21 protein-coding genes are annotated in these 20,712 nt (G+C 65.1%); 11 read left to right on the top strand and 10 right to left on the bottom strand.

From position 1 onward, the window contains the following. The first annotated feature begins 459 nt into the window (after positions 1 to 459). Positions 460 to 789: a hypothetical protein gene (locus NK214_RS11285; protein ID WP_107799819.1), complete on the top strand. Its 330-nt coding sequence runs from the start codon at positions 460 to 462 to the stop codon at positions 787 to 789. A 62-nt stretch (positions 790 to 851) separates the two neighbouring features. Here NK214_RS11285 and NK214_RS11280 read toward each other — a convergent pair whose 3' ends face one another. Together NK214_RS11280 and NK214_RS11275 are read right to left on the bottom strand one after the other, a co-directional pair. After that, positions 852 to 2,498 carry a diguanylate cyclase domain-containing protein gene (locus NK214_RS11280; RefSeq protein ID WP_253314514.1) on the bottom strand — a complete coding sequence of 549 codons (1,647 nt, stop codon included), beginning with the start codon at positions 2,496 to 2,498 and terminating at the stop codon, positions 852 to 854. A 52-nt stretch (positions 2,499 to 2,550) separates the two neighbouring features. Continuing rightward, positions 2,551 to 3,198, bottom strand: a complete 648-nt coding sequence (locus NK214_RS11275; protein ID WP_253314513.1) for a TetR/AcrR family transcriptional regulator — start codon at positions 3,196 to 3,198, stop codon at positions 2,551 to 2,553. Positions 3,199 to 3,294: 96 nt separating this feature from the next. Here NK214_RS11275 and NK214_RS11270 point away from each other — a divergent pair, with 96 nt between their 5' ends. The 6 genes from NK214_RS11270 (at position 3,295) to NK214_RS11245 (ending at position 9,317) form a co-directional block, all read left to right on the top strand. Beyond that, positions 3,295 to 3,975: a DAPG hydrolase family protein gene (locus tag NK214_RS11270; protein ID WP_107799816.1), complete on the top strand. Its 681-nt coding sequence runs from the start codon at positions 3,295 to 3,297 to the stop codon at positions 3,973 to 3,975. Positions 3,976 to 4,130: 155 nt separating this feature from the next. After that, positions 4,131 to 5,153 (top strand): putative 2-aminoethylphosphonate ABC transporter substrate-binding protein, encoded by a 1,023-nt coding sequence (locus NK214_RS11265; RefSeq protein WP_199225886.1) that lies wholly within the window; start codon positions 4,131 to 4,133, stop codon positions 5,151 to 5,153. 214 nt (positions 5,154 to 5,367) lie between these two features. Then, positions 5,368 to 6,468 carry a putative 2-aminoethylphosphonate ABC transporter ATP-binding protein gene (locus NK214_RS11260; protein WP_253314512.1) on the top strand — a complete coding sequence of 367 codons (1,101 nt, stop codon included), beginning with the start codon at positions 5,368 to 5,370 and terminating at the stop codon, positions 6,466 to 6,468. Beyond that, positions 6,462 to 8,159, top strand: a complete 1,698-nt coding sequence (locus tag NK214_RS11255; RefSeq protein ID WP_253314511.1) for a putative 2-aminoethylphosphonate ABC transporter permease subunit — start codon at positions 6,462 to 6,464, stop codon at positions 8,157 to 8,159. Before NK214_RS11260 ends, NK214_RS11255 begins: the two co-directional genes overlap by 7 nt. 60 nt (positions 8,160 to 8,219) lie before the next feature. Further along, a complete protein-coding gene (locus tag NK214_RS11250; protein ID WP_081545670.1) occupies positions 8,220 to 8,612 on the top strand; it encodes a DUF4280 domain-containing protein in 393 nt (130 codons plus the stop codon). A 204-nt stretch (positions 8,613 to 8,816) separates the two neighbouring features. Further along, complete coding sequence (locus NK214_RS11245) at positions 8,817 to 9,317, top strand: activator protein (RefSeq protein ID WP_107799812.1); 501 nt, start codon at positions 8,817 to 8,819, stop codon at positions 9,315 to 9,317. A gap of 368 nt (positions 9,318 to 9,685) precedes the next feature. Here NK214_RS11245 and NK214_RS11240 read toward each other — a convergent pair whose 3' ends face one another. Next, positions 9,686 to 10,510, bottom strand: coding sequence for an ABC transporter substrate-binding protein (locus tag NK214_RS11240; RefSeq protein WP_253314510.1), 825 nt, complete (start codon positions 10,508 to 10,510; stop codon positions 9,686 to 9,688). A gap of 182 nt (positions 10,511 to 10,692) precedes the next feature. Between NK214_RS11240 and NK214_RS11235 the strand changes: the two genes are divergently transcribed. Further along, positions 10,693 to 11,781, top strand: coding sequence for an agmatine/peptidylarginine deiminase (locus tag NK214_RS11235; RefSeq protein WP_107799810.1), 1,089 nt, complete (start codon positions 10,693 to 10,695; stop codon positions 11,779 to 11,781). A 60-nt stretch (positions 11,782 to 11,841) separates the two neighbouring features. Continuing rightward, positions 11,842 to 12,804 (top strand): LysR family transcriptional regulator, encoded by a 963-nt coding sequence (locus NK214_RS11230; RefSeq protein ID WP_253314509.1) that lies wholly within the window; start codon positions 11,842 to 11,844, stop codon positions 12,802 to 12,804. 143 nt (positions 12,805 to 12,947) lie between these two features. Here the strand turns inward: NK214_RS11230 and NK214_RS11225 are convergent, their stop codons facing one another. Continuing rightward, positions 12,948 to 13,289, bottom strand: coding sequence for a hypothetical protein (locus NK214_RS11225; RefSeq protein WP_107799799.1), 342 nt, complete (start codon positions 13,287 to 13,289; stop codon positions 12,948 to 12,950). 376 nt (positions 13,290 to 13,665) lie between these two features. Between NK214_RS11225 and NK214_RS11220 the strand changes: the two genes are divergently transcribed. Both NK214_RS11220 and NK214_RS11215 read left to right on the top strand, forming a co-directional pair. Continuing rightward, the gene (locus NK214_RS11220; protein WP_235087642.1) at positions 13,666 to 14,307 is read left to right on the top strand and encodes a S24 family peptidase; all 642 of its coding nucleotides are present in this window, start codon (positions 13,666 to 13,668) and stop codon (positions 14,305 to 14,307) included. Between the two features lie 276 nt (positions 14,308 to 14,583). Beyond that, positions 14,584 to 14,937 (top strand): VOC family protein, encoded by a 354-nt coding sequence (locus NK214_RS11215; protein ID WP_253314508.1) that lies wholly within the window; start codon positions 14,584 to 14,586, stop codon positions 14,935 to 14,937. Positions 14,938 to 15,152: 215 nt separating this feature from the next. On the opposite strand, the gene NK214_RS11210 is transcribed toward NK214_RS11215, so the two are convergent. The 6 genes from NK214_RS11210 to NK214_RS11185 form a co-directional block, all read right to left on the bottom strand. After that, on the bottom strand, positions 15,153 to 15,680 hold the full coding sequence (locus NK214_RS11210) for a toxin-antitoxin system YwqK family antitoxin (protein WP_253314507.1): 528 nt from the start codon (positions 15,678 to 15,680) through the stop codon (positions 15,153 to 15,155). 4 nt (positions 15,681 to 15,684) lie between these two features. Next, positions 15,685 to 17,691, bottom strand: coding sequence for a type VI secretion system Vgr family protein (locus NK214_RS11205; RefSeq protein ID WP_107799795.1), 2,007 nt, complete (start codon positions 17,689 to 17,691; stop codon positions 15,685 to 15,687). 235 nt (positions 17,692 to 17,926) lie between these two features. Continuing rightward, a complete protein-coding gene (locus NK214_RS11200; RefSeq protein ID WP_227104100.1) occupies positions 17,927 to 18,484 on the bottom strand; it encodes a hypothetical protein in 558 nt (185 codons plus the stop codon). A gap of 114 nt (positions 18,485 to 18,598) precedes the next feature. Further along, positions 18,599 to 19,267, bottom strand: coding sequence for an endonuclease/exonuclease/phosphatase family protein (locus NK214_RS11195; RefSeq protein WP_235087645.1), 669 nt, complete (start codon positions 19,265 to 19,267; stop codon positions 18,599 to 18,601). Positions 19,268 to 19,617: 350 nt separating this feature from the next. After that, complete coding sequence (locus NK214_RS11190; protein ID WP_253314506.1) at positions 19,618 to 20,412, bottom strand: DNA adenine methylase; 795 nt, start codon at positions 20,410 to 20,412, stop codon at positions 19,618 to 19,620. Further along, positions 20,360 to 20,575: a Com family DNA-binding transcriptional regulator gene (locus tag NK214_RS11185; protein ID WP_253314505.1), complete on the bottom strand. Its 216-nt coding sequence runs from the start codon at positions 20,573 to 20,575 to the stop codon at positions 20,360 to 20,362. The genes NK214_RS11190 and NK214_RS11185 overlap by 53 nt, the downstream gene beginning before the upstream one ends. Positions 20,576 to 20,712 lie beyond the last annotated feature (137 nt).

Below are 20,712 nucleotides of genomic sequence, written 5' to 3'. Positions count from 1 at the left end.
GCCGGGAATCGGCCGAGCGCGTCGCCCTGCGGCTGGAGGAAGCCGCCGCGCTGACGCCACCGCCGGACGCGGCGGTGCTGCAAAACGACGGCGAACTGGCCGAGGCCGGCGAGCGGCTGCTGCGGCTGCTGACGCGGGGCAGGGAGGCGGACTGTCCTTAATGCCTGGAAAACCGCGCCGGCGAAGCCGCCGCCGCTTGCTATAACCGGGGCAGTTCGCCGGCCGCGTGGCGGCGAGCCGCGCGCCGTCTCCGGCTGGCGGGACGCCGGAGAACGTGTTTACGATTTCGCGAGCTAAGGCGAGACAAGGCGAAAACGGCTGAGAAAGCGGAATGTACAGGTGGTACATGAGCATTTCGAAGTGGTTTTCAACGCTGTATCGCCGACGCGCAGCAGATCGTAAACAGGTTCTGAGCGGTGCGCATGCAATGGTCGTCCCGCCGTTGGCAGGAGAATGGATATGGCTTTGCAATCGAGAAACTGGCATGCCTGGCTGAACGTGATGCCGGGTCACCCCAAGAGCTTGCATGTGGCAGGCGACGTGGTGGTGGCCAACCCCGGCGTGGAGGCGCTGCTGTGCATGCGCGAGCCGCAAGGCATCAACCCGGCCATCCTGATGCTGGACTTGCACCTGGTGCAAAAGCCCGGCATGTGGCCGCAGGTGTTGGCGGTGGCGCACGCCCACTACGACAGGGTGCTGCCGCCGGGTGCGCCCAAGTACACGGCGGTGGAAGTGCTGCACAATAACGAGCGGGTGGCTTATATCGAGCCCATCCCCGAAATCGTATAGACAGCGGCAGTCACGGCGGCCTGGCAGGGCCGCCGGACGGCTTGCGGGATCGTAAACGGGTTTTACAGCGTGACGCTTTCGCAGCCGCTGCGGCCGGACTTCTTGGCCCGGTACATCGCCTGGTCCGCCGCCTGCAGCAGGCTGTCCGCGCTGCTGTCGCCGTTGCCCAGCGCGATGCCGACGGAAATGCCCAGCTGGCGTTGTTCGCCGCCGATGTCGAAAGGCGTTTGCATCGTCTCTATGCATTTGGCCGCCACGATGCGGGCCGCTTCCTCCGCATCCTCGCCCAGATCGCCGATCAACAGCACGAACTCGTCGCCGCCGATGCGCGCCAGGGTATCGGTCTGGCGCACGATGCCGCCCAGGCGCTGCGCCGCCTGCCACAACACTTTGTCGCCGGCCTTGTGGCCGTAGCCGTCGTTGATCTGCTTGAAGCCGTCCAGATCCAGAAACAACAAGCCCAGCCGGCTTGCATTGCGCTGCGCGCGCGCCAGCGCCATGGTCAGGCGGTCGGCCAGCAAGGCGCGGTTGGGCAGGCCGGTCAGGGTGTCGTGATGGGCCATGCGCGCCAGTTCCGCCTGATGCTGGTCCAGCTTGCTCAGCAGCCGGTTGAAGGCGGCCAGCAAATAGCCCACCTCGTCGTTGCGCTTGACCGGCAGCGGTTCCAGCGGCAATTCGCCGCGGGTCATGCGGTCCGCGTGGCTGGCGGCGCGGAATAGCGGGCGGAACAGCAGATACAGGCCCGCGCCCGCGGCCAGGGCGAACACCAGCACGGCGATCACCGCGTTTTTCAGCAAAAAGGCTTGCGCCCGTCCCACGGTGGCGAAGGCCTCGCTGCTGGGCAGCCGCGCCACCACGAACCAGCCGGTGCTGGGCACCGAGGCGATGGCGGAGACTTCCTCGCGCCCCTGGGCGTTGACGGTGATGCCCACGCCGCGAAACCCCGTCATCGCCCGGTCGTGCAAGGGATTGATCCCCGCCGGCGGCGTGGGTTTGAGCACCATGTCCGGCTGGGAGGAGGCGACGAAGATCTTGTCCTGCGGCGAGATCAGCAAAAAGCCGCTATTGGGCCCGCCGATGTGGGAGGCCAGCAGCAAGTCCATGAAGCCCGGCGCGGCCAGCGCGGTAATGCCGGCCAGCGCGCCTTGCGGGCGGCCGTCGCGCCAGGGCAGCGCCGCCGCCATCGGCAGCACCGGTTTTTTGCTGATGCGGCCGATAAGCGGGCGGCCGATGACGACGCGGTCCAGATTGGGCGGGCTGGACAGGGCGACGCGGATATAGTCCCGGTCGGAATAGTCTCGGCCCACGCGGCCGGGCATGGACGGATAGTCGGCGATGGCGCGCCCGTCCGGCGTCACCACGTACAGGCCTTGCGAGAACGGGCATTGGAAGTCGCAATGCAGGCGCAGCCAGGCTTGCAGTTCCGCCGGGCGTTGCAGCAGCTCCTGGGGCAGGCTGGCGGCCAGCCGCTGAAGCAGGGCCTGGCGCTGCTGGATCTTGAAGTCCACGTCGCGGGCGACGTAGCTGGCCAGCGCCATCTGCTGGTTCTGCACCACCTTGCTCAAATCCTCGCGCAGAAACTGGCTGAGCGCGTAGTAGCGCGCCACCGCGCCGGCCACCACGATGCCCAGCGCCAGCAGCAGCAAGCGGGTAACGATGCTATCAAGGACGCGGCGCAGGCTCATGGTCGCAAATAAGGTTGTCTTCAAGACAGTTTAGTCAAGGTTTCGGGCCTTGTATGCCCGGGCCCGGCGGGGCGGCTCAGCGCGGCAGCAGACCGGCGCAACACAGCGCCACCGCGGCGCGGATGCGCTCGCCGGGGTCGTGCTCCGGCAACGGCGGCGTCAGGCCCAGCGCCATCCGGCGCAGCGGCTCCGCTATCGTCATCGCCAGCAGCAGTTCGGCGGTTTGCGCCGGCTGCGGGCAGCGGATCAAGCCCTGTTCCGCCTGGCGTTCCAGCCAGCCGGCCAAGAGCGCGGCGCAGCGCTGCACGCCGTGCTCGGCGTACTGCGCCAGCGCCTGTTCCCGGCCGGGAAAGTCTCCTATCAGCAGGCGGAACAATCCCACCGCCTCGCGCGTGAGCACCTTGGCCGCCACGGTGTTCAGCAGCGCTTCCAAGGCCTGCGGCAGCGCGGCGGCCTCCGTCAGCGGCTCGCTCATCGGCGCGACGAAGGCGTCGGTCCAGCCGTGGATGACCGCGCCCAGCAACTGCTCGCTGTTGTCGGCGAAGCGGTACACCGTTTTCTTGGCCACCCCGGCCCGCTGCGCCACCGCCGCCATGGTGGCGGCCTGGTAGCCCTGGCTCAGCAAGAGTTCGGTGGCGGCGTCCAGCACCTGTTGCTTCAAAGCGTGTTCCGGCGCGGCGGGGCGGCCGCGCGCGCGCGGCGAGGCCTGATCCTGGCTTGACATCGGGGTAAGGTTTCCTCAATATGGAAACGCAATGCGTTTCTTAATTAACCAGCGCCGGCGTCGCGCCGCGCTGATCTTCAAGCCAAGGAGTGTACTGTGAATTCTCACTATGAAACATCTTACGATGAGCTGTTGCAGCCCGGCCCGCTGATGCTGGAAACCGGCGTGCGCCGTCTGGACGACGGCCGCTTGCTGGTGGCCGCGCGCACCGAAATGCCCGGCTGCGCCGGCCGCATGTTCGACTGGTGGTTCACCTTCTTCGATTCCACCCGGCACATCCGGTGGTGGCATCCGCACGACCATGTGGAGCTGCGCGGCTGGGACGGCCGCCGCCGCGCCGGCCGCGGCTATATCGGCTCCACCGTGCGCGCGGTGGAGGCGCTGGGCGAGATTCCGCCGGTGGCGGCGGTGTTGAAGTTCCACCCGCCGGAAACCTTCTTCGGCGCCGGCCGCTTGAGCGCGGCGCTGGCGCGCGGCGAGGCCTCGGCCGCGGTGTGCGCGCGCATCGCTTTCGGCAACGAACCGCGGCTCAGCGCCGACGGCGACCCGCTGGACGGCGAGATGGTGCACCTGACGCGGGACACCGCCCACGGCGCGGTGCTGCGCAGCCGCTTCTTGCTGGGCGCGGCCGACGGCAGCGGCGAACCGGTGCCGGAACGCCTGGGCCTGGAGCTGATGCGCCATTGCTACAACGAGTTCAGCTGCCTGGCGCGGTTCTTGCCGTCGCTGTATTACGGCGAGCACGCCAACGGCGAGAAAGGGCCGCTGGCCTGGTAGGCCGCCGCGCCGGCGGGCAGGACATCCAGCCGCGCAAGACAAGCTTCACCCGGCCGTCACCGCGCTGTCATCGGCGCGTCGTAAGGTGGCGGCTGATTGACGGACGGCGCATGGACCATGAGGTCTATACGTCTAAACCCATTGGAGCGATGTCGATGAAACAGCTGATTGTCCTGGCCGCCGGCCTGGCCCTGTCCGGCCTGACGGCCCCGCTGGCGCAGGCCGCCACCACCCTGACCGTGTACACCGCGCTGGAGGCGGACCAGGTCAAGGAATACAAAGAGGCTTTCGAGAAGGCCAACCCGGACATCGAAATCCGCTTCGTGCGCGAATCCACCGGCATCATCACCGCCAAGCTGTTGTCCGAGAAAAACAATCCGCAAGCCGACGCGGTATGGGGCCTGGCCGCCACCAGCCTGATGATTCTGGACCAGCAGGGCATGCTGCAGCCTTACGCGCCCAAGGGCGTGGAAAAGCTGAGCCCGGAATTCGTCGACAAGGCCAAGCCGCCCAAGTGGACCGGCATGGACGTGTGGGCCGCCGCCCTCTGTTTCAACACCGTGGAAGCCGCCAAGAAAAACCTGCCCAAGCCCGAGAGCTGGGCCGACCTCGCCAAGCCGGTCTATAAAGGCCAGATCGTGATGCCGCATCCGGCGTCCTCCGGCACCGGTTATCTGGACGTGTCCGCCTGGCTGCAGATGATGGGCGAGAAAAAGGGCTGGGAGTATATGGACAAGCTGCACGCCAATATGGCCCAGTACGTCCACTCCGGCTCCAAGCCGTGCAAGATGGCCGCCGCCGGCGAGTATCCGATAGGTATTTCCTTCGAATACCGCGGCGCTCAGCTCAAGGAGAAGGGCGCGCCGATAGACCTGATCTACCCGAAGGAGGGCTTGGGCTGGGATCTGGAAGCCACCGCCATCATCAAGGGCAGCAAGAAGCTGGCCGCCGCGCAGAAGCTGGCGGATTTCTCGGTCAGTCTGCCGGCGATGCGCTTGTATGAAAAGAACTACGCGGTGCTGGCCATGCCCGGCGTGGCCAAGCCCAATCCCTTCATCCCCGCCGATTACGCCCAGCGTCTGAGCAAGAACAATTTCGCCTGGGCCGCCAAGCAGCGCGAGGCCATCCTGCGCGAATGGTCGCGCCGCTACGAAAGCAAGGCCGAACCCAAGAGCTGAGCCGGCTTCCGTCATTGCGCCGCCCGCCGGGCGGCGTCGTTTCTTTTTAAAAACCTGTTTACGATCTGCTGCGCGTCGTGGAGCGTTACACGGTGAGTGCGTCTTCAAAATGCTCATATACCGTGTGTGCGCTCGGCTTTTTCAGCCGTTGTCGCCTTGTCTCGCCCTTGCTCGCGAGATCGTAAACAGGTTCTAAGACACCCTGGAGTTGCGCATGAAACCGGCCGATAGCCTGGACGGCTTGTCCGAACACCTGTCCGTCCGCGGCCTCAGCCGCCGTTTTGGCGGCTTTACCGCTTTGGACGGCGTATCGCTGTCCATCCGCAAAGGCGAATTCGTCTGCCTGCTGGGCCCGTCCGGCTGCGGCAAGACCACCTTGCTGCGGCTGATCGCCGGGCTGGAACGGCCGGACGCCGGCAGCGTCCATTTGCTGGAGCGCGACATCACCGACGAGCCGCCGGCGCGCCGCGACTACGGCATCGTGTTCCAGAGCTACGCGCTATTCCCCAATCTCAGCGTCGCCGACAATATCGCCTACGGCCTCAAGCCGCGCGGCGGCGGCGCGCGCCACGCCCGCCGCGTGCGCGAACTCCTGGACCTGGCGGGCCTGCCCGGCGCCGAGGACAAATACCCGGCCCAGTTGTCCGGCGGCGAGCAGCAGCGCGTGGCGCTGGCGCGGGCGCTGGCCACCTCGCCCGGCTTGCTGCTGCTGGACGAACCGCTGTCCGCGCTGGACGCGCGAGTGCGCGACAAGCTGCGCGACGAACTCAAGGGCCTGCAAAAACGGCTGGGCGTCACCACGCTGATGGTGACCCACGATCAGGCCGAGGCGCTGGCCATCGCCGACCGGGTGGTGGTGATGAACGCCGGCCGCATCGAGCAGATCGGCACGCCGGCCGAAATCTACCGCCGGCCGGCCAGCCGCTTCGTCGCCGAATTCGTCGGCGCCGCCAACTGGCTGCCGGCGCGGCGGCGGGACGCCCACGGCGCCGCCGTCGGCAACTGCCTGCTGCGGCTGGACGCGCCCTTGCCGCAGGCCGAGGCGCTGACCTTGTTCCTGCGGCCGGAAGACATCATCGTCAAGGCGCGCTGGGACGGCGCGCCCAACACCTTGCTGGCGAGGGTGGCCGACATCAGCTTCGGCGGCGCGATGACCCGGCTGCGCCTGCAGCCGGAAGGCATGCCCGGCCAGCTGCTGTACGCTGAAATCTGCCCGTCCATGCTGCAACGCCAGCCGCTGACGCCGGGCGAGGTGGTGCCGGTGGAGTTGCCGGCCGCGCTGCTGCGCGCCTATGCCGGAGAGGGCGCATGCTGAGCCGCGCCTTGCCAGGCCGGCGCGCGGCGCCGGCCGACGGCGAGCGCCGCGTCGCCGCCGCGCTGGTATGGACGCTGACGGCCTTGCTGGCCTTGGCGCTGGGCCTGCCGCTGCTGTTCATCTTCGGCAAATCGGTATTGGACATGGACGGGGGCTTCGTCGGCCTGGCCAACTTCGTCCAGGTGCTGGACAGCCCGGGCCTGATGCGCGCCGCCCGCCACAGCTTGTGGCTGGCGCTGACCGTCACCGCCCTGGTGCTGCCGCTGGCCTTCGCCTTTGCCTGGGGCTTGAGCCGCAGCCGCGTCTGGGGCCGCGGCGTGTTTCGTCAGATCGCCTTGTCGCCACTGTTGGCGCCGTCCTTGATGCCTGCCATCTCGCTGGTGTATTTGTTCGGCAACCAGGGCCTGCTCAAATCCTGGCTGTCCGGCGGCAGCGTCTACAGCTTTTGGGGCATGGTTTTGGGCGAAGCCTTCTATACCTTTCCGCATGCGCTGCTGATCCTGCTGACCGCGCTGTCGGCGTCGGACGCGCGTTTGTACGAGGCCGGCCGCGCGCTGGGCGCCGGCGCCTTGCGTCGCTTTCTCACCATCACCCTGCCGGGCGCGCGCTACGGTCTGGTCTCGGCGGGCCTGGTGGTGTTCACCCTGGTGATCACCGACTTCGGCGTGCCCAAGATCGTGGGCGGGGACTACAACGTGCTGGCGGTGGAAGCCTTCAAGCAGGTGGTGGGGCAGCAGAACTTCCCGCGCGGCGCGGTGGTGGGCCTGATGCTGCTGTTGCCGGCGGTGTTTTCCTTCTTCATCGAGCGGCGGATGGCGCGTCGCCAGCAGGCGGCGCTCGGCGCGCGCGCGGTGCCGTTTTCGCCGGGGCCGTCGCCGGGCCGCGACCTGGCCGCCTGGCTGTTGCTGGCGGCGATCTCGCTGCCGCTGCTGGCCTTGCTGGGCGTCGGCGTCGCCGCCTCCTTCATCAAATACTGGCCTTACGACTTGAGCCTGACGCTGGCGCATTATCAGTTCGACAGCGTGGACGGCGGCGGCTGGAGCGCCTATTTCAACAGCCTGAAGCTGGCCTGCCTCACCGCCGGCGCGGGCAGCCTGCTGGTGTTCGCCGGCGCTTACGCCTGCGAGAAGCTGCCGGCCGCGCCGCTGGGCCGCGCGCTGCTGCGCTTCTTCGCCATGCTGCCGATGGCGGTGCCCGGCCTGGTGCTGGGTCTGGGCTATGTGTTCTTCTTCAACCATCCGGACAATCCGCTGCATGCGCTTTACGGCGGCATGACGCTGATGGCCGCCTGCACCATCGCCCACTTCTACACCACCGGCCACCTGACCATGAGCACCGCGCTCAAGCAGCTGGACGGGGAGTTCGAAGCGGTGGCCGCCTCGCTCAAAGTGCCGTTCTGGGTGACGCTGCGGCGGGTGAACTTGCCGGTGTGCCTGCCGGCGCTGTTGGATGTGATGCGCTATCTCTTCGTGTCCGCGATGACCACGCTGTCGGCGCTGATCTTCATCGCCAGTCCGGACAACAGCCTGGCCGCGGTGGCCATCGTCACCATGGACGACGCCGGCGACACCGCGGCGGCGGCGGCGATGGCCACGCTGATCGCCTTGAGTTCGGCCGCGGTTTCGCTCTTGCTGCTGGGGCTGGAACGGCTCTTGTGCCGGCGCGGGCAGGGCTGGTGCGGCCGCGCTTGACTGCGGTTTGCTTTGGCGTGACGATGTCATGTCTTGGCCCGCCGGAGTGAGGAAACGCGCATGGGATGTCCGCAAGTGTGCATGGGCGCGATGCTGCAATGCAGCTTCGGCGTCGCCCCCAGCAGCCTGGTGGTGTTGCCCGCCAACCGGGTGATGGCCGGCGGCGTGCCGGCCGCCAACATCATGGACAACGTGCCCATGCTCAACGTCATGCCCTTCGGCATGTGCCAAAGCCCGGCCAACCCGATGGTGGCGGCCGCCACCGCCGCCGCCATGGGCGTGCTGACGCCCATGCCCTGCATCCCGGTCACCGCCGCGCCGTGGACGCCGGGCGCGCCCACGGTGCTGATAGGCAATATGCCGGCGCTGGACAGCAACAGCATGCTGATGTGCAACTGGGGCGGGGTGATCAAGATCAACGCGCCCGGTCAGTTCACGGTGATGATTCCCTGAGAGCCTGTTCAAGGCTGCCCCGCTTCGCGGACACCCTCAATGCTCCCGCGCGCTATGACAGCTGACGCTTGTGCCTCCGTCTATAGGTCAGGCGGCCGACGGGCGGCGGCTTGATGAAAATCAAACGTTCAATTTAATTGGCATAATAATTTATTGGCTTCTTGCCGATCGGCATGAATCAACCTTCTCAAGCAAGGAGCCGTCATGAGCTTTTCCCATCGTCTCGCCGTCGCCGCACTCAGCCTGGCCGCCGCTTCCGCCTTCGCCGTCACCATCACTCCGCCCGGTCCCGGCGGCGCGCCTATGCCGTTTTCCGCGGTGGGGCCGGCCAAGGTGGGCAAGTTCGGCATCGATCTGGACTGCAAGGCGGTGTTCAGCGGCACCGTGGACGGCTACGGCAATGTGGCCATCACCAGCGCCTCGTTCAGCGGCGGCGCGCTGTGCAAGGTGATCAAGCCCTCCGCCTCGCTCGCCTCGCCGTGGACCGGCCATGTGGACACCGCCACCCAGCTGACCTTGGACAATGTGGCGGTGAACGTGAAATCGCCGATCGCCGGCGGCCTGTGCGGGCCCACCAAGATAGTCGGCAGCGTTGCCGACAACGGCAGCGAAACCGTGATCGGCCTGGATGCGGCCCAGCTGTCCGGCGGTTGCTCCATCAGCGCGACGTTGAGCACGACGCCCTATATGCGGGTCACGCCTTAGAACCTGCTTACGATCTGCTGCGCGTCGGCGATACGGCGTTAAAAACATGCTCAAAATGCTCATGTACCACGAGTACATTCCGCTTTTTCGCATGTTTTCGCCTTGTCTCGCTCTTGCTCGCGAGATCGTGAACAGGCTCTTAGAATCTGTTCATAGTCTGCTGCGCGTCGGCGATACGTCGTTGAAAATGGTTTTGAAATGCTCATGTACCACCTGTACATTCCGCTTTCTCACTCGTTTCCGTCTTGTCTCGCCCTTGCTCGCGGGATCGTAAACAGGTTCTTAAAGTCTGCCGCAGGGACCCCTGACGCGCCGTACGGCGGCGTCAGGGGTTTTGTTTATGGGGGTGGGAGCCGGTGGTTTTCCATTTACCGGGCCGGCGTCTGGAGAAAGTGTTCGACGATGCGTTCGGTTTCGCCGGATTGCTTCATCGCCTGCAAGGCGGCCGTCAGTCTGCCGGCCAGCGAGGCCGGGTCCAGCCGCAGCGGGTAGTTGTCCGGGTTTAAGGGCTGGTCGGCGCGGTAATCCGGATTGGGCTGCGCGCGGTAAAAGCGGGAGTGTTTGGAAAAGCCCATATGCATGGCTTGCCAGGGCTCCAGCGACGGGTGCAGCGTCAGCCCGGCCGGCCGCAGCCGCTCCCAGTAGAAGCGCAGCGTCAGTTCGTCGTAGATGTAGAAGTCCGCCTTGCCGGCGCTGATCAGGCGAAAGGCGCGCTCCACATCCATTTCCGGCACTTGCAGCACCTTGATGCGCGCTTGCCACGGCAGGGGAATTAGGTCCGGGTTGCCCAGGCTGCGTAGTTCCACGCCATTGTCCAGATCGGCGTAGCCGCGTACCGCGGGGTGGCTGGCGCGGGTAATGACGACATGGCGCTCGCGCAGGCCGTTGGGCAGGAACAGGGCGATGGGCTCGCGCTCCGCGTTGTAGGTGTAGCCGGGATAGAAGTCCACCTCGCCCTGCGCCAGCGCTTGCAGCACGCGCTTCTTTGGCAGGCGAACCACTTTCAGCGTGCAGCCGATTCTTTGGCAGGCGCGGCTGTACAGGGTTTTATAGATGCCTTCGTCGTTGTCGTCGTCGATATAGGGACGCCGTTCATTGGTGCGGTAGCCCATCACCAGTTCCGGATCCTGCGCCAGGGCCAGGCGGGCCTGGGCCGCGATGACGGCGATGATGATGCAAAGCGCGAGACGCATGCCGGCCCCTCCTGTATTCCGTCTTCAGCTTATGTCATTCTTCCCGCCGGCGCGCGGCGGCGGCAAATACATGATAGAAATAGATAGGTTTCCGCAAAATTCATCGCTTTTTCAAATGCATGTCCGCTTGCACAATGCCAAGCACGGCCATGTGGCTGGAAACCGGCCTTGGAGACACGGCGATGAGCACTAGACGACAATTCCTGGGCGCAAGCCTGTTGACGGCGGGCGGCATGATGGCCGCCCGCGCTTGGAGCGCGGAGCCGAACGCGGCCGGCTACCGCATGCCGGACGAGGGCGAGGGCCACGCCGCCACCTGGATGGCCTTCGGTCCCAGCCTGGAGGTGTGGGGCACGAGTTTGCTGCCGGTGGTGCGGCGGGATCTGGCGCGAGTGGCCCAGGCCATCGCCGCCCACGAGCCGGTGCGCATGCTGACGCGGGCCGAGGACATGGCGCTGGCGGCCAAGCTGTGCGGCCCCAAGGTGGAACTGGTGGAGCAGCCGCTGGACGATCTGTGGATACGCGACAGCGGCCCGATCTTCGTCAAGGGCAAGGGCGGGGCGGCGGCGGTGGATTTCAACTTCAACGGCTGGGGAGGCAAGCAGGCGCACCGTAGGGACGCCAAGGTGGCGGCCGCGGTGGCGGCCAAGAGCGGCGCGCCGGTCGTGCGGACCTCGCTGGTGCTGGAGGGCGGCGGCATCGAGGTGGACGGCGAGGGCACCGCCATCATCACCGAAAGTTGCGTGCTCAACCCCAATCGCAACCCGGGCCTGAGCAAGGCGCAGTGCGAGCGCGAACTGCGCCGGCTGCTGGGCGTGGACAAGGTGATCTGGCTGCCCGGCATCGCCGGCCGCGACATCACCGACGGCCATACCGATTTTTACGCCCGTTTCGCCCGCCCCGGCGTGGTGGTGGCCGGCCTGGAGACGGACCCGCAGTCTTACGATTACCAGGTGACGCGCCGTCATCTGAGCCTGCTGCGCCAGGCGCGGGACGCGCGCGGCCGCAAGTTGGAGGTGGTGGTCTTGCCGGGGCCGGAGCGGGTGAGGCCGGAGTACGAGGGCCACGAGATGGCGGCCGGCTATATCAATTTCTACGTCTGCAACGGGGCGGTGATCGCGCCGGAGTTCGGCGACGCCAAGGCGGACCGCAACGCGGGCGCGGCCTTGCGCGAGCTCTTCCCGCAACGCGAGGTGGTGCAGTTGAACATCGACGGCATCGCCGCAGGCGGCGGGGGCATTCATTGCGCGACCCAGCAGCAACCGGCTTGAGCATGCGTTCACAGCCCGCTGCGCGTCCGCGCCGGCCGGAAATCAGGAGGACATATTCGGATGGAGAGAGGCGATAACAGCGGCGGGCCGCAGGCGGCCGAGCGGGAAGACCCGGCGACGGGCGCGCTTGGCCGCCTGCCCTCGCTGCGGCTGCTGACCGGCTTCGAAGCCGCCGCGCGCCTGGGCAGCGTTTCCCGCGCCGCCGAGGCGCTGCATCTGTCGCAGTCCGCGGTCAGTCATCAGATTCAACAACTGGAGGCCTTTGTCGGCCAGCCTTTGTTCCAGCGAGTGGGCCGCGGCATCGAACTGACCTTTGCCGGCGAAATGCTGCAACAAAGCGTGCGGCGCGCGCTGGACACGCTGCGGCGCGGGCTGGACCGCATCGCGGTCTACACGGACCCGGGCCTGGTGGTGCTGGTGGGGCCGGCTTTTTTACTGCACGGCTGGCTGCAGGGACGCTTGGACCGGCTGCGCGCCGCCCATCCCGACATCGTGCCCTTGTTATCCATAGACGAGGAGCCGGGCCAGGCCGATGAGATCGACGTGGACATCGTCATCGGCCGGCAGCCGATGGCGACGGCCGGCTGGGAGGACGCGGCCTGGCTGCGCGAGGACTGGCGTTTCGTCGCCGCGCCGGCCTTGGCGGAACAGCTGGCGGCGTTGCCGGCCGAGCGCCATCCGCAGCTGGCGCGTTTGATCTGCCTGGAAAAGACGCGCATGCCGGAGGAGGCGGAGGCCGCGGTGCGGGCCTTGTCGCCGCGTTTCGGCGTCGCCGCCGTTTACGACGCGCCGCAGCTGGCGCTGGACGCGGCCCTGCGCGGCCACGGCATCGCCTGTCTGCCGTCGCCGGCCTTGGAGGAGGCGCTGGCCGAAGGCAGGCTGCGCGAGCTGGCCGGCTACCCGCGCCGGCCCGGCGCGCAATGGTGGTTGTCCCGGCCGCGCGACGCGCTGCGCAGCGAGGCGATGGCGAATCTGTTCGATTGGCTGCGGGCAGAGGGCGGCGGCGAGTCGGCGCCGCTTTAGGACCTGTTCGCAGTCTGCCGCTATTCGTGAAACGCGGCGCGGCGAGCACGGCTTCTAAAACGCATGGGCGCCGTTTGCGCTGGCCGCCGTCTCGGCCGCAAGCGCCAGTCTCGCGCTGGCTGGCGCGACGGTCACGCCGCCGCTCAGGAGGTCACCGCCTCCAGCTTGGCCGCCGCCAGCTGCAAACGTTGCTGCAGCGGCTCCAGCAAGGCCCACAGCGCCTTGCCGCGCAGTTGCGCGTTTTCGGTGTGGCGCAGCATCAGCAGCAGCGCGCTCAGCGCCTCGCAGCACTGGCGCAGCTCGTCCGCGATGTCGTCGTAATGCTCGCAGCAGCGGGACAGATAGGCGAGCTCGAGATCGATGGCGGCGAGGGCGGGGTTGTCGGCGCGCTGCGCGTGCAATTGCTGCACGGTCTTGATCAGGCGGGCGAGCGGCTTGGCCGGCGGCGGCTTGGCGAATCGGGCGAGGAGGGTGCGTATCGGCATGGCTGCTCCTAAAGGGGGCCAGCGGCGCGGCCGGCTTGCCGCCGGCGCGCCGGCCGGGGCTGGACCGGCCGGATTCGCGCTTTCCAGAGGGCGGGCTTAGAATGCACGAATCGTGTCGGCGCCTGGTTTGGCCTTGACGCAAGCGCGGTCTGGCGGATGGCCGCCGGGCCTGGGCCGGCTCAGCCTTGACGGCGTCGGCCGCTTCTTGTCATCGGCATGGAACATCTGACCACGATTGAGGTTTATTGCAAATGCGATCGTGGTCCGTTATACGGAAAAATAAAGATATTCAATAAAGTCAATGCATTGCATGGACCGCGAATGTTGTTTTTCCGTCTATCAGCTGGGTCCGTTGTTGAATCTGAGGGGGTGGGCAGTGGAATCTCTTGGCAAACGACTGAGGTTTATCCGCGATACGGTGCTGAAAGAAGCGCGCGACGTCACCGCGCAGAAACTGGGCATCTCGCTGGTGTCGCTGCAAAACTACGAAGGCGGCGCGCGCCAGCCGTCCGCCGTGCTGGTGGCCAAGTTTTCGCGTTTGACCGGCGTGCGGGCGGATTGGCTGTTGTTCGGCGAGGGCGAGGCCTTGCCGGGCGAGGCCGGTCCGCGGACCGGCGAGACGGCGGAGCGCTATGCGCCGCAGGGCGCGCATGTGGAGGTGCCGTGTTACGGCGCCGGCGCGGCCTTGCCGCTGGCGCAGGGCTGGCTGGCGTCCCGGCTCAAGCTGCCGGCCGAGCAGTTGGCGGTGGTGGCGGTGGCCGGCGACGCGATGGCCGGGGTGTTGAACGACGGCGATCTGGCCCTGGTCAACCGGGCGGAGACGCAGCCGGGCAGCGGCTTGTACGCGCTGGAGCTGAACGGCGAGGTGGTGGTACGCCGGGCGCAGCGGCTGCCGGGCGGCAAGCTGGGGCTGTCCAGCGCCAATGAGGCTTATCCGCCGTTCGAGGTGGACCTGGCCGCGCCGCCGGCGGATTTCTCGGTGTTGGGACGGGTGGTGTGGCTGGGGCGGCAGGTGTAGCGCTCGCCTGTTCATGGTCTTTGCTGACGGGAAGTCTTGTTCAAAGCCTTGAATCCGCTGCGCGGATGACGGTCTTGATTGCCGGGGCTGCCCAAGACCGAGCGTAGCGAAGTTTCCGCCTCGCTAACACCTCGGGCCTGTCACCCGTCGGCAGGCTTGAAGGGACCCGGAGCGCGTTTTCCTGTGTATCTACGCAGCACTTCACGCACTGCAATTCGTAATATGAGCCTGCCAGTTCAAAAACGGATGTTTTAATTTGATAAGGAGAATAAGGAAATGTCGAATAACAATTTTACGAGTGTAGTCTCCGTTCTTCACGTGAATGATTTCGACGGAGCCGTTGAATGGTACGCCAAATGGCTTGGGCGCAAGCCAGATATCACACCTTATGAGGGCGTCGCCGAATGGCAGCTGGCGGAAAATGCTTGGATTCAAGTTTCGCTGGCTCCTGACCCTAGCCTTGCGGGTAAATCATCTGTGGTTTGCGGTGTCCACGATATCGAAGCACAGAGGGTCGTTTGTCAAGACGCTGGTATTGCCGCCAGCGAAATACAGGACCTAGGATTCATAAAGCTTGCGCAAGTCAGCGATCCCGCTGGAAACACGGTGATGTTCGTCCAAGAAATGTAGAGCCGTCTTGATTGGCGAAAGACGTGAAACTGACAATATTAGCCGCTCTTAGAACGTGTTTACGATCTCGCGAGCAAGAGCGAGACAAGGCGAAAACGAGCGAAAAAGCGGAATGTACACGTGGTACATGAGCATTTTGAGCTTGGTTTCAACGCCCATTTCTATCCATCCCGCCGACGCACAGCAGATCGTAAACAGGTTCTTAGGCCCCGCGCTCACCCCATTATCTTTCTCCACCACCAGCGCCAGCGCGCCATCGGCTTGCCGTCCGCGTTTAGCGGCCGGCCGTCGTCGGCGAAGCGTTCCGGCGGTCCCAGCGGTTTGCCCTCGATGAAGTTCTGCCGTTCCGCCAGCGCGCCGTTGGGGTGGTAGCGCTGTTGCAGGCCGTGCTTGAGGCCGTTGCGGTAGACCGCCAGCTCCGCCGCCTGGCCGTTGGGAAACAGGGTGCGGGTTTCGCCGTGCGGCAGGCCGTGGCGGTAATGGGCCTGGCGTTGCAGCGCGCCCTCCGGCGACCAGTACTGCGCGGCGCCGTGCAGCTGGCCGCGCTGGTAATGCAGCTGGGCCGAGGGCTGGCCGCCGGGGTGCAGCAGGGTGGCCGGGCCGTGCAGCTGGCCGTCCTGGTAGTGGAAGCGCGCCAGCGGCGCGCCGGCCTGGTCGATGCGCGCCGGGCCTTGCAGCTTGCCGTCGGCCAGCTGGCCGACGAAGCGCTGCTGGTCTTGCTGGAGGTCTATCGGTTCCGCCATCGCGTCAGTTCTGCTGGATCAGCCCGCCCTTGAGGGTGAGCATGCCGCCGCCGTCCACGGTCTGGCTGGCGCTGGCCTTGTTGGTCAGCGACACCCCGGCGTCGTTGGTCAGGGTGGTGCCGGCTTTATTGGTCAGTTCGGTGCCCGCCTGGTTGGTGAGCCCGGTGCCGGCCTTGTTGGTCAGGCTGGTGCCGGCCTGGGCGGTGTAGGCGGCGTCGCTCTTGGCGGTGAAGGCGCCGCCGCTTTGCAGGGTGAGGGTGCCGCTGACCTTGATGGTGAGGTTGCCGTCCACGGTCAGCGTGTAGTTGCCGCTGACCTTGTGTTCGTGATTGCCGCCGGTGCTGTGGCTCTGGTCGCCCTCCACCTTGACCGTGCGCTTGCCTTTGACGTTGAGGGTTTCATTGCCGGTTTTCACTTCCACGGTGCGGTTGCCCTTGTCCACGCTGAGGCTGTCGTTGCCCTCGGTGACGCTGCGCTTGCGCTCGTTCTTCACCACCAGGGTTTCGTCGTGGCCCACGTCGGCGGCCGCGTCGTTGAGTACTTTCACCGTGTAGTCCTTCTGCGCCTGGAAGAACACTTCCTCCTTGTCCTTGCTGTCGTCGAAGCGCAATTCGTTGAAACCGCCGCCGCCCTTGGTCGAGTTGGTCTTGAGGCCGGATTGGGCCTGCTTGGCCGGCAGTTCGTAAGGCAGCGCGTTGTCGCCGTTGTAGACGCAGCCGCTGACCAGCGGCTTGTCCGGGTCGCCGTCGATGAAGCTGACAATCACTTCCTGGCCGATGCGCGGGATGAACTGCATGCCAAAGCCCTTGCCGCTCCACGGCTGCATCACCCGCAGCCAGCAGGAGCTGGATTCGTCGTCCTTGCCGTCGCGGTCCCAGGGGAATTGCACTTTGACGCGGCCGTATTTATCGGTCCAGATCTCCTCGCCGGCCTTGCCCACCACCTTGGCCACCTGCGGGTGCATCACCGGCTTGGGGCTGAGCCGCGGCGGGCGGTAGGGGGTGGCCTTGGGAATGGCGGCGAAACGGTTGCGGTAATGCTGCTGGCCGGCTTCGTGGCTGACGCGGGTGATTACCCAGGCGATATTGCAGGCCGGGTCCGGGTGGCCGCTCAGGGTGAAGCAGTGGCCGGGGATCAGCCAGCGGCAGTCGCTGTCGCCCACCAGTTCCACTTCCTCGGCGCGCAGGCCGTCGCTGCGCTGCTTGGCCAGCGCGTCGCCGTCCGCCTTCTTGGCGTAGCCGCCCGGGTATTGGTAGAGATTGGGCAGATCGGATTTGGCCAGCGCCTGCGCGTACAGCGAGGCGCTGGCGGTGGTGAATTCGTAATCGCCGGCGCGGTAGCCGCCGGCCACCGCCTGGCGGCTGATACCGGCGCTGCGCACGCCTTCCAGCTCGCGCCCGCCCAGGTCCTGGCCCAGGTAGGGGATTTTGGCGTTATTGGGGCAGTCAGGGAAATGGCTGTTGCCGTCCGCCAGCACCAGGGTGTGCTTGCCGTCGGCGTGGGTGAAGAACCAGAAGATGCCGGCGTCTTCCAGCAGCCGCATCACAAAATTGAGATCGCTTTCGCCAAACTGCACGCAGTATTCGCGCTTGGGATAAGTCGCATCCAGCTTCAGCTGGTAGTCGCTGAAGCCATGGCCGGCGAATACCGCTTTTACGATGTCCGGCACGCTCTGGTTCTGGAAGATGCGGTTGTTGCCGGCCAGGCTCAGCCACCACAGCCAGGGCCGCAGCGTCACGCTGTAGCGGTCCGCGGTGGCGTCGCCCGGCAGCTGGCGTATCGCCGCGCACAGGCCGTCTACGGGCCGGGTCTTGTCGTCGCGGCGCAGGCTCAGCGTCAGGTGGGAGGCCACCGCCTTGTCCAGCGTCAGCGCGCTGTCGCTGAAGCCGGCCAGGGTGAAGCTGCCCAGCGCGTTCAGCGCCTCGTCGCCGGACAGGCTGTCCGGGTACAGCTCTTTCAGCGCGGAGGCGCTGAGCGAGAGCGGGGTGGTTTTGTCGGAGGGGCGGGGCATGACGGTTCTCAAATATTGGGAAATAGAGCATGAGCGGCGCGGCGGGATTGACTCTGCTCCTGCCTGGGCGTCTCTGGCGGCAAGACGGCCAATAGGGCGGCTTGCCGCTGGCCAGGCCGGCTTGAGGCGGTGAATGGGGCGCGGTGTTTCATGTGCACTTTTCCTCTGCCCTCTGCCCTCTGCCCTCTGCCCTCGGCTCGGGGGCTGGCGCGCATCGATGCTTGCGATTGCCGCGTCATACGATATAGGCGGTTTTTAATTTGGATTCGGGAATGACGTACAGGTCTTCGTGCCCCCATATCGAGTCCGGCGCGTCCAGCCCGTCGTACATCCTGACCCATTGCGATAATAAAGGGTAAATGTCGTCGTCTTTCTTCATCTCGCACACTAGCAGGTTGGGATCGTAAAACTGGACTCTGCCCGTCCAGGGAAAATAGACGCCCAACGCATGGCCGCTGCCTTTGGAACTGGCGATGATGTAGAGCTTGTATTTGCCTGACCATGGGGTTTTGTCTTTGATGTTTTCCGCGGAGTTTTGCCCGCGCATATTGACGGTTTTCTCCGCTATCGACGCCAGTATTCTGGTGTTGCCGTTATTCAGCTGTTCAAAATGCAATTGGGTGGCCTGTTGCTGAGGGCTTAATAGCGATTCGCTAAGGCCGGTGCCGCTTTTCAAGTTGCCGCTCAAGGCGCGAAACCAGGTCAGCACCTGACCGGTGCAGCTGCTGTTGGCATTGCCGGGAAACTTGCCGTCGCCTTCTATCGATGTGACATTCACCAGGCTCTTCAGCAATTCAAATCTCAACCTTAGACTCATCGCTATGCTCCTAAAAGGTGGGCTTAGTATTGCTTTGTCGAATAATCAGTCAGGCCGATGGCGGGGCATGGGATCTCGCGGCAGCGGCGCTCAGCTGAGGACGTCGAAGACGATGGGGCGATGGTCCGGGCCGCTCATGTCGAACGCGTCCGCCCAGCCGCTGATGTCGAAAGGCGCGACTTTGACGTCGACCGAGGCCAGCACCCAATCCAGGATGCCGCCTTTGGCGTGGGTGGCCTGTCCTTGCCAGCATTCATAGGCCACGCCGGGGGTGTCCAGTTCCTCTACTCGGGTGTAGTCCAGGTTCAGATCGCCGGTGGCCACCCAGTGTCCGTCCAGGCTGGTGCAGTCCCGCAGCTGGCTCTTGGTCAGCCCGCCCTGGCCGGATTTGAAGTGAGCCAGAAACAAGAGGCCGGTGTAGCCGTTGACGCCTTGGGCCACGACCGCGATCAAGTCCCGGTTCAGGCCTTTCAAGTGCCCCTGGCTGACAACTTCGAGATGCGGCCCTTTTCTGGTTATCACGATGTAGCCGTTGGAGTGGCCGCCGGCAAAGGCGTGGACATCATAGTTTTGATACACGCCGCGTAAATAATCGTAATAGTCGTCCAGCCTGGCGGAGTGCACTTCGCACAGAAACACCACGTCAACGTCCCAGCTGTCGTTGGAGCAGCATTGGTGGATGAAGGTCTCGACCTGCGCCTTTTTATCCAGCGGCGAGGATTCGCCGTTCTTTTCCAGATTGAAGCTGGCTACGCGCATCGTTGCTCCTTGACGGCTCTAAACGTCTGTTCACGATCTTTTCAGGTATTGCCCAATACATTGAATCCGCTATGCGGATGATGGTTTGCATTGCCGGGGCTGCCCGGCGGGCAGGAAGGGGAATTTGCTCGGCCAAATTCCCCTTCACCCCAAAGGCCGCCCTGCAAGCCTGGCCTACGGCTTCCCGTCGGGCCCCGTCAGGCCCGAGGCGCGGCTGAACTCTGTAACGCGGCGCGCTATTTGGCACCCGTTTGCGTTAGTTTTGGCACCGCCGCCTAACACCAAGCCACATAGGATTTGCACTTTGATTGTCACCAGCCCAGCTTGATGCGGGCTGTGTGTTTTAGAGGTTAGAACAGGCCACCGAGCGCCTCCGGCTCCCAGTTGGTAATGACCAGCTCTCGGCTAGTATCAGCTGCGCCATGGGCGTTGCCGGTACTGTACTTGATGTCCAGCCCCTCCATCCAGAAGCCATTGAAGGCCGCCCGAATATCCGGGTGGTCGTTGATGCTCACCATCACCTTGCCCTTGCATGTCCGCATCACCTCGGCCAACTGCTCGTACTGGTCGAACTCAAACGGGACGCCGTAGCCTTCGGTCTGCCAGTAAGGGGGGTCGGCATAAAAGAAGGTATGCGCTCGGTCGTACTTCTTTAGGCACTCAAGCCACGGCAGGTTCTCGACGTATGTGCCGGCTAGCCGTAGATGCGCAGCGCTCAGATTCTCCTCTATTCGACACAGGTTGATTGCTGGGCCAGTGGTGGCGGTGCCGAAGGTCTGGCCTTGCACCTTGCCGCCGAAGGCATGCTGTTGCAGGTAGTAGAACCTTGCAGCGCGTTGAATATCGGTTAGGGTATCGGGCCGGGCCATCTGCTGCCACTTGAACACCTGGCGGCTGCTAATGGCCCACTTGAACTGCCTTACAAACTCTTCTAGGTGGTGCTGCAACACCCGGTAGAGGTTTACCAGTTCACCATTAACATCGTTGAGTACCTCAGTTGATGCTGGAACATGCCGCAAGAAATACAACGCTGCACCACCGCAGAACAGCTCCACATAGCACTCGTGCTTTGGGAACAAGGGCATTAGCTTGTCAGCCAAGCGACGTTTGCCGCCCAGCCAAGGGATGATAGGACTGGCATCCATCACTCTCTCCTGGTTGTGGCGCTCCCTGGCGCTCTGGGGTGAGGCTCTCGGCCTTCAGATGGTTCATAGCCCGACAACGTGGGCACTTGATGGTCAATTCAAAGAAGCGGCCGGAGGCCAGTTTACGGCCACACTGACCACAGCGAATATCGGTGTTAAACATCTGCAAGCCCCTTATCGGGTGACAATTTTTCCGCTAGACTTGCCGCGCTTTTGACGTCAAAAGCGGCAGCCTTGGGATGACTTGCAGGCTAGGACTGCTGGTCAGCTGGCCGGGAGGGTGCTCCAACACTCTCCCGG

It is taken from the genome of Chromobacterium sp. S0633 (assembly GCF_024158805.1).
Lineage (GTDB): Bacteria > Pseudomonadota > Gammaproteobacteria > Burkholderiales > Chromobacteriaceae > Chromobacterium.
This window is presented reverse-complemented; position numbering and strand designations above follow the sequence as displayed.

Coding starts and splice junctions, on each gene's coding strand:
- NK214_RS11255 (WP_253314511.1), top strand. CDS start 6,462: ATGCTGAGCCGCGCCTTGCCAGGCCGGCGCGCGGCGCCGGCCGACGGC.
- NK214_RS11195 (WP_235087645.1), bottom strand. CDS start 19,267: ATGCGCGTAGCCAGCTTCAATCTGGAAAAGAACGGCGAATCCTCGCCG.
- NK214_RS11275 (WP_253314513.1), bottom strand. CDS start 3,198: ATGTCAAGCCAGGATCAGGCCTCGCCGCGCGCGCGCGGCCGCCCCGCC.
- NK214_RS11190 (WP_253314506.1), bottom strand. CDS start 20,412: ATGGATGCCAGTCCTATCATCCCTTGGCTGGGCGGCAAACGTCGCTTG.
- NK214_RS11260 (WP_253314512.1), top strand. CDS start 5,368: ATGAAACCGGCCGATAGCCTGGACGGCTTGTCCGAACACCTGTCCGTC.
- NK214_RS11245 (WP_107799812.1), top strand. CDS start 8,817: ATGAGCTTTTCCCATCGTCTCGCCGTCGCCGCACTCAGCCTGGCCGCC.
- NK214_RS11205 (WP_107799795.1), bottom strand. CDS start 17,691: ATGCCCCGCCCCTCCGACAAAACCACCCCGCTCTCGCTCAGCGCCTCC.
- NK214_RS11250 (WP_081545670.1), top strand. CDS start 8,220: ATGGGATGTCCGCAAGTGTGCATGGGCGCGATGCTGCAATGCAGCTTC.
- NK214_RS11185 (WP_253314505.1), bottom strand. CDS start 20,575: ATGTTTAACACCGATATTCGCTGTGGTCAGTGTGGCCGTAAACTGGCC.
- NK214_RS11210 (WP_253314507.1), bottom strand. CDS start 15,680: ATGGCGGAACCGATAGACCTCCAGCAAGACCAGCAGCGCTTCGTCGGC.
- NK214_RS11240 (WP_253314510.1), bottom strand. CDS start 10,510: ATGCGTCTCGCGCTTTGCATCATCATCGCCGTCATCGCGGCCCAGGCC.
- NK214_RS11215 (WP_253314508.1), top strand. CDS start 14,584: ATGTCGAATAACAATTTTACGAGTGTAGTCTCCGTTCTTCACGTGAAT.
- NK214_RS11265 (WP_199225886.1), top strand. CDS start 4,131: ATGAAACAGCTGATTGTCCTGGCCGCCGGCCTGGCCCTGTCCGGCCTG.
- NK214_RS11235 (WP_107799810.1), top strand. CDS start 10,693: ATGAGCACTAGACGACAATTCCTGGGCGCAAGCCTGTTGACGGCGGGC.
- NK214_RS11225 (WP_107799799.1), bottom strand. CDS start 13,289: ATGCCGATACGCACCCTCCTCGCCCGATTCGCCAAGCCGCCGCCGGCC.
- NK214_RS11285 (WP_107799819.1), top strand. CDS start 460: ATGGCTTTGCAATCGAGAAACTGGCATGCCTGGCTGAACGTGATGCCG.
- NK214_RS11230 (WP_253314509.1), top strand. CDS start 11,842: ATGGAGAGAGGCGATAACAGCGGCGGGCCGCAGGCGGCCGAGCGGGAA.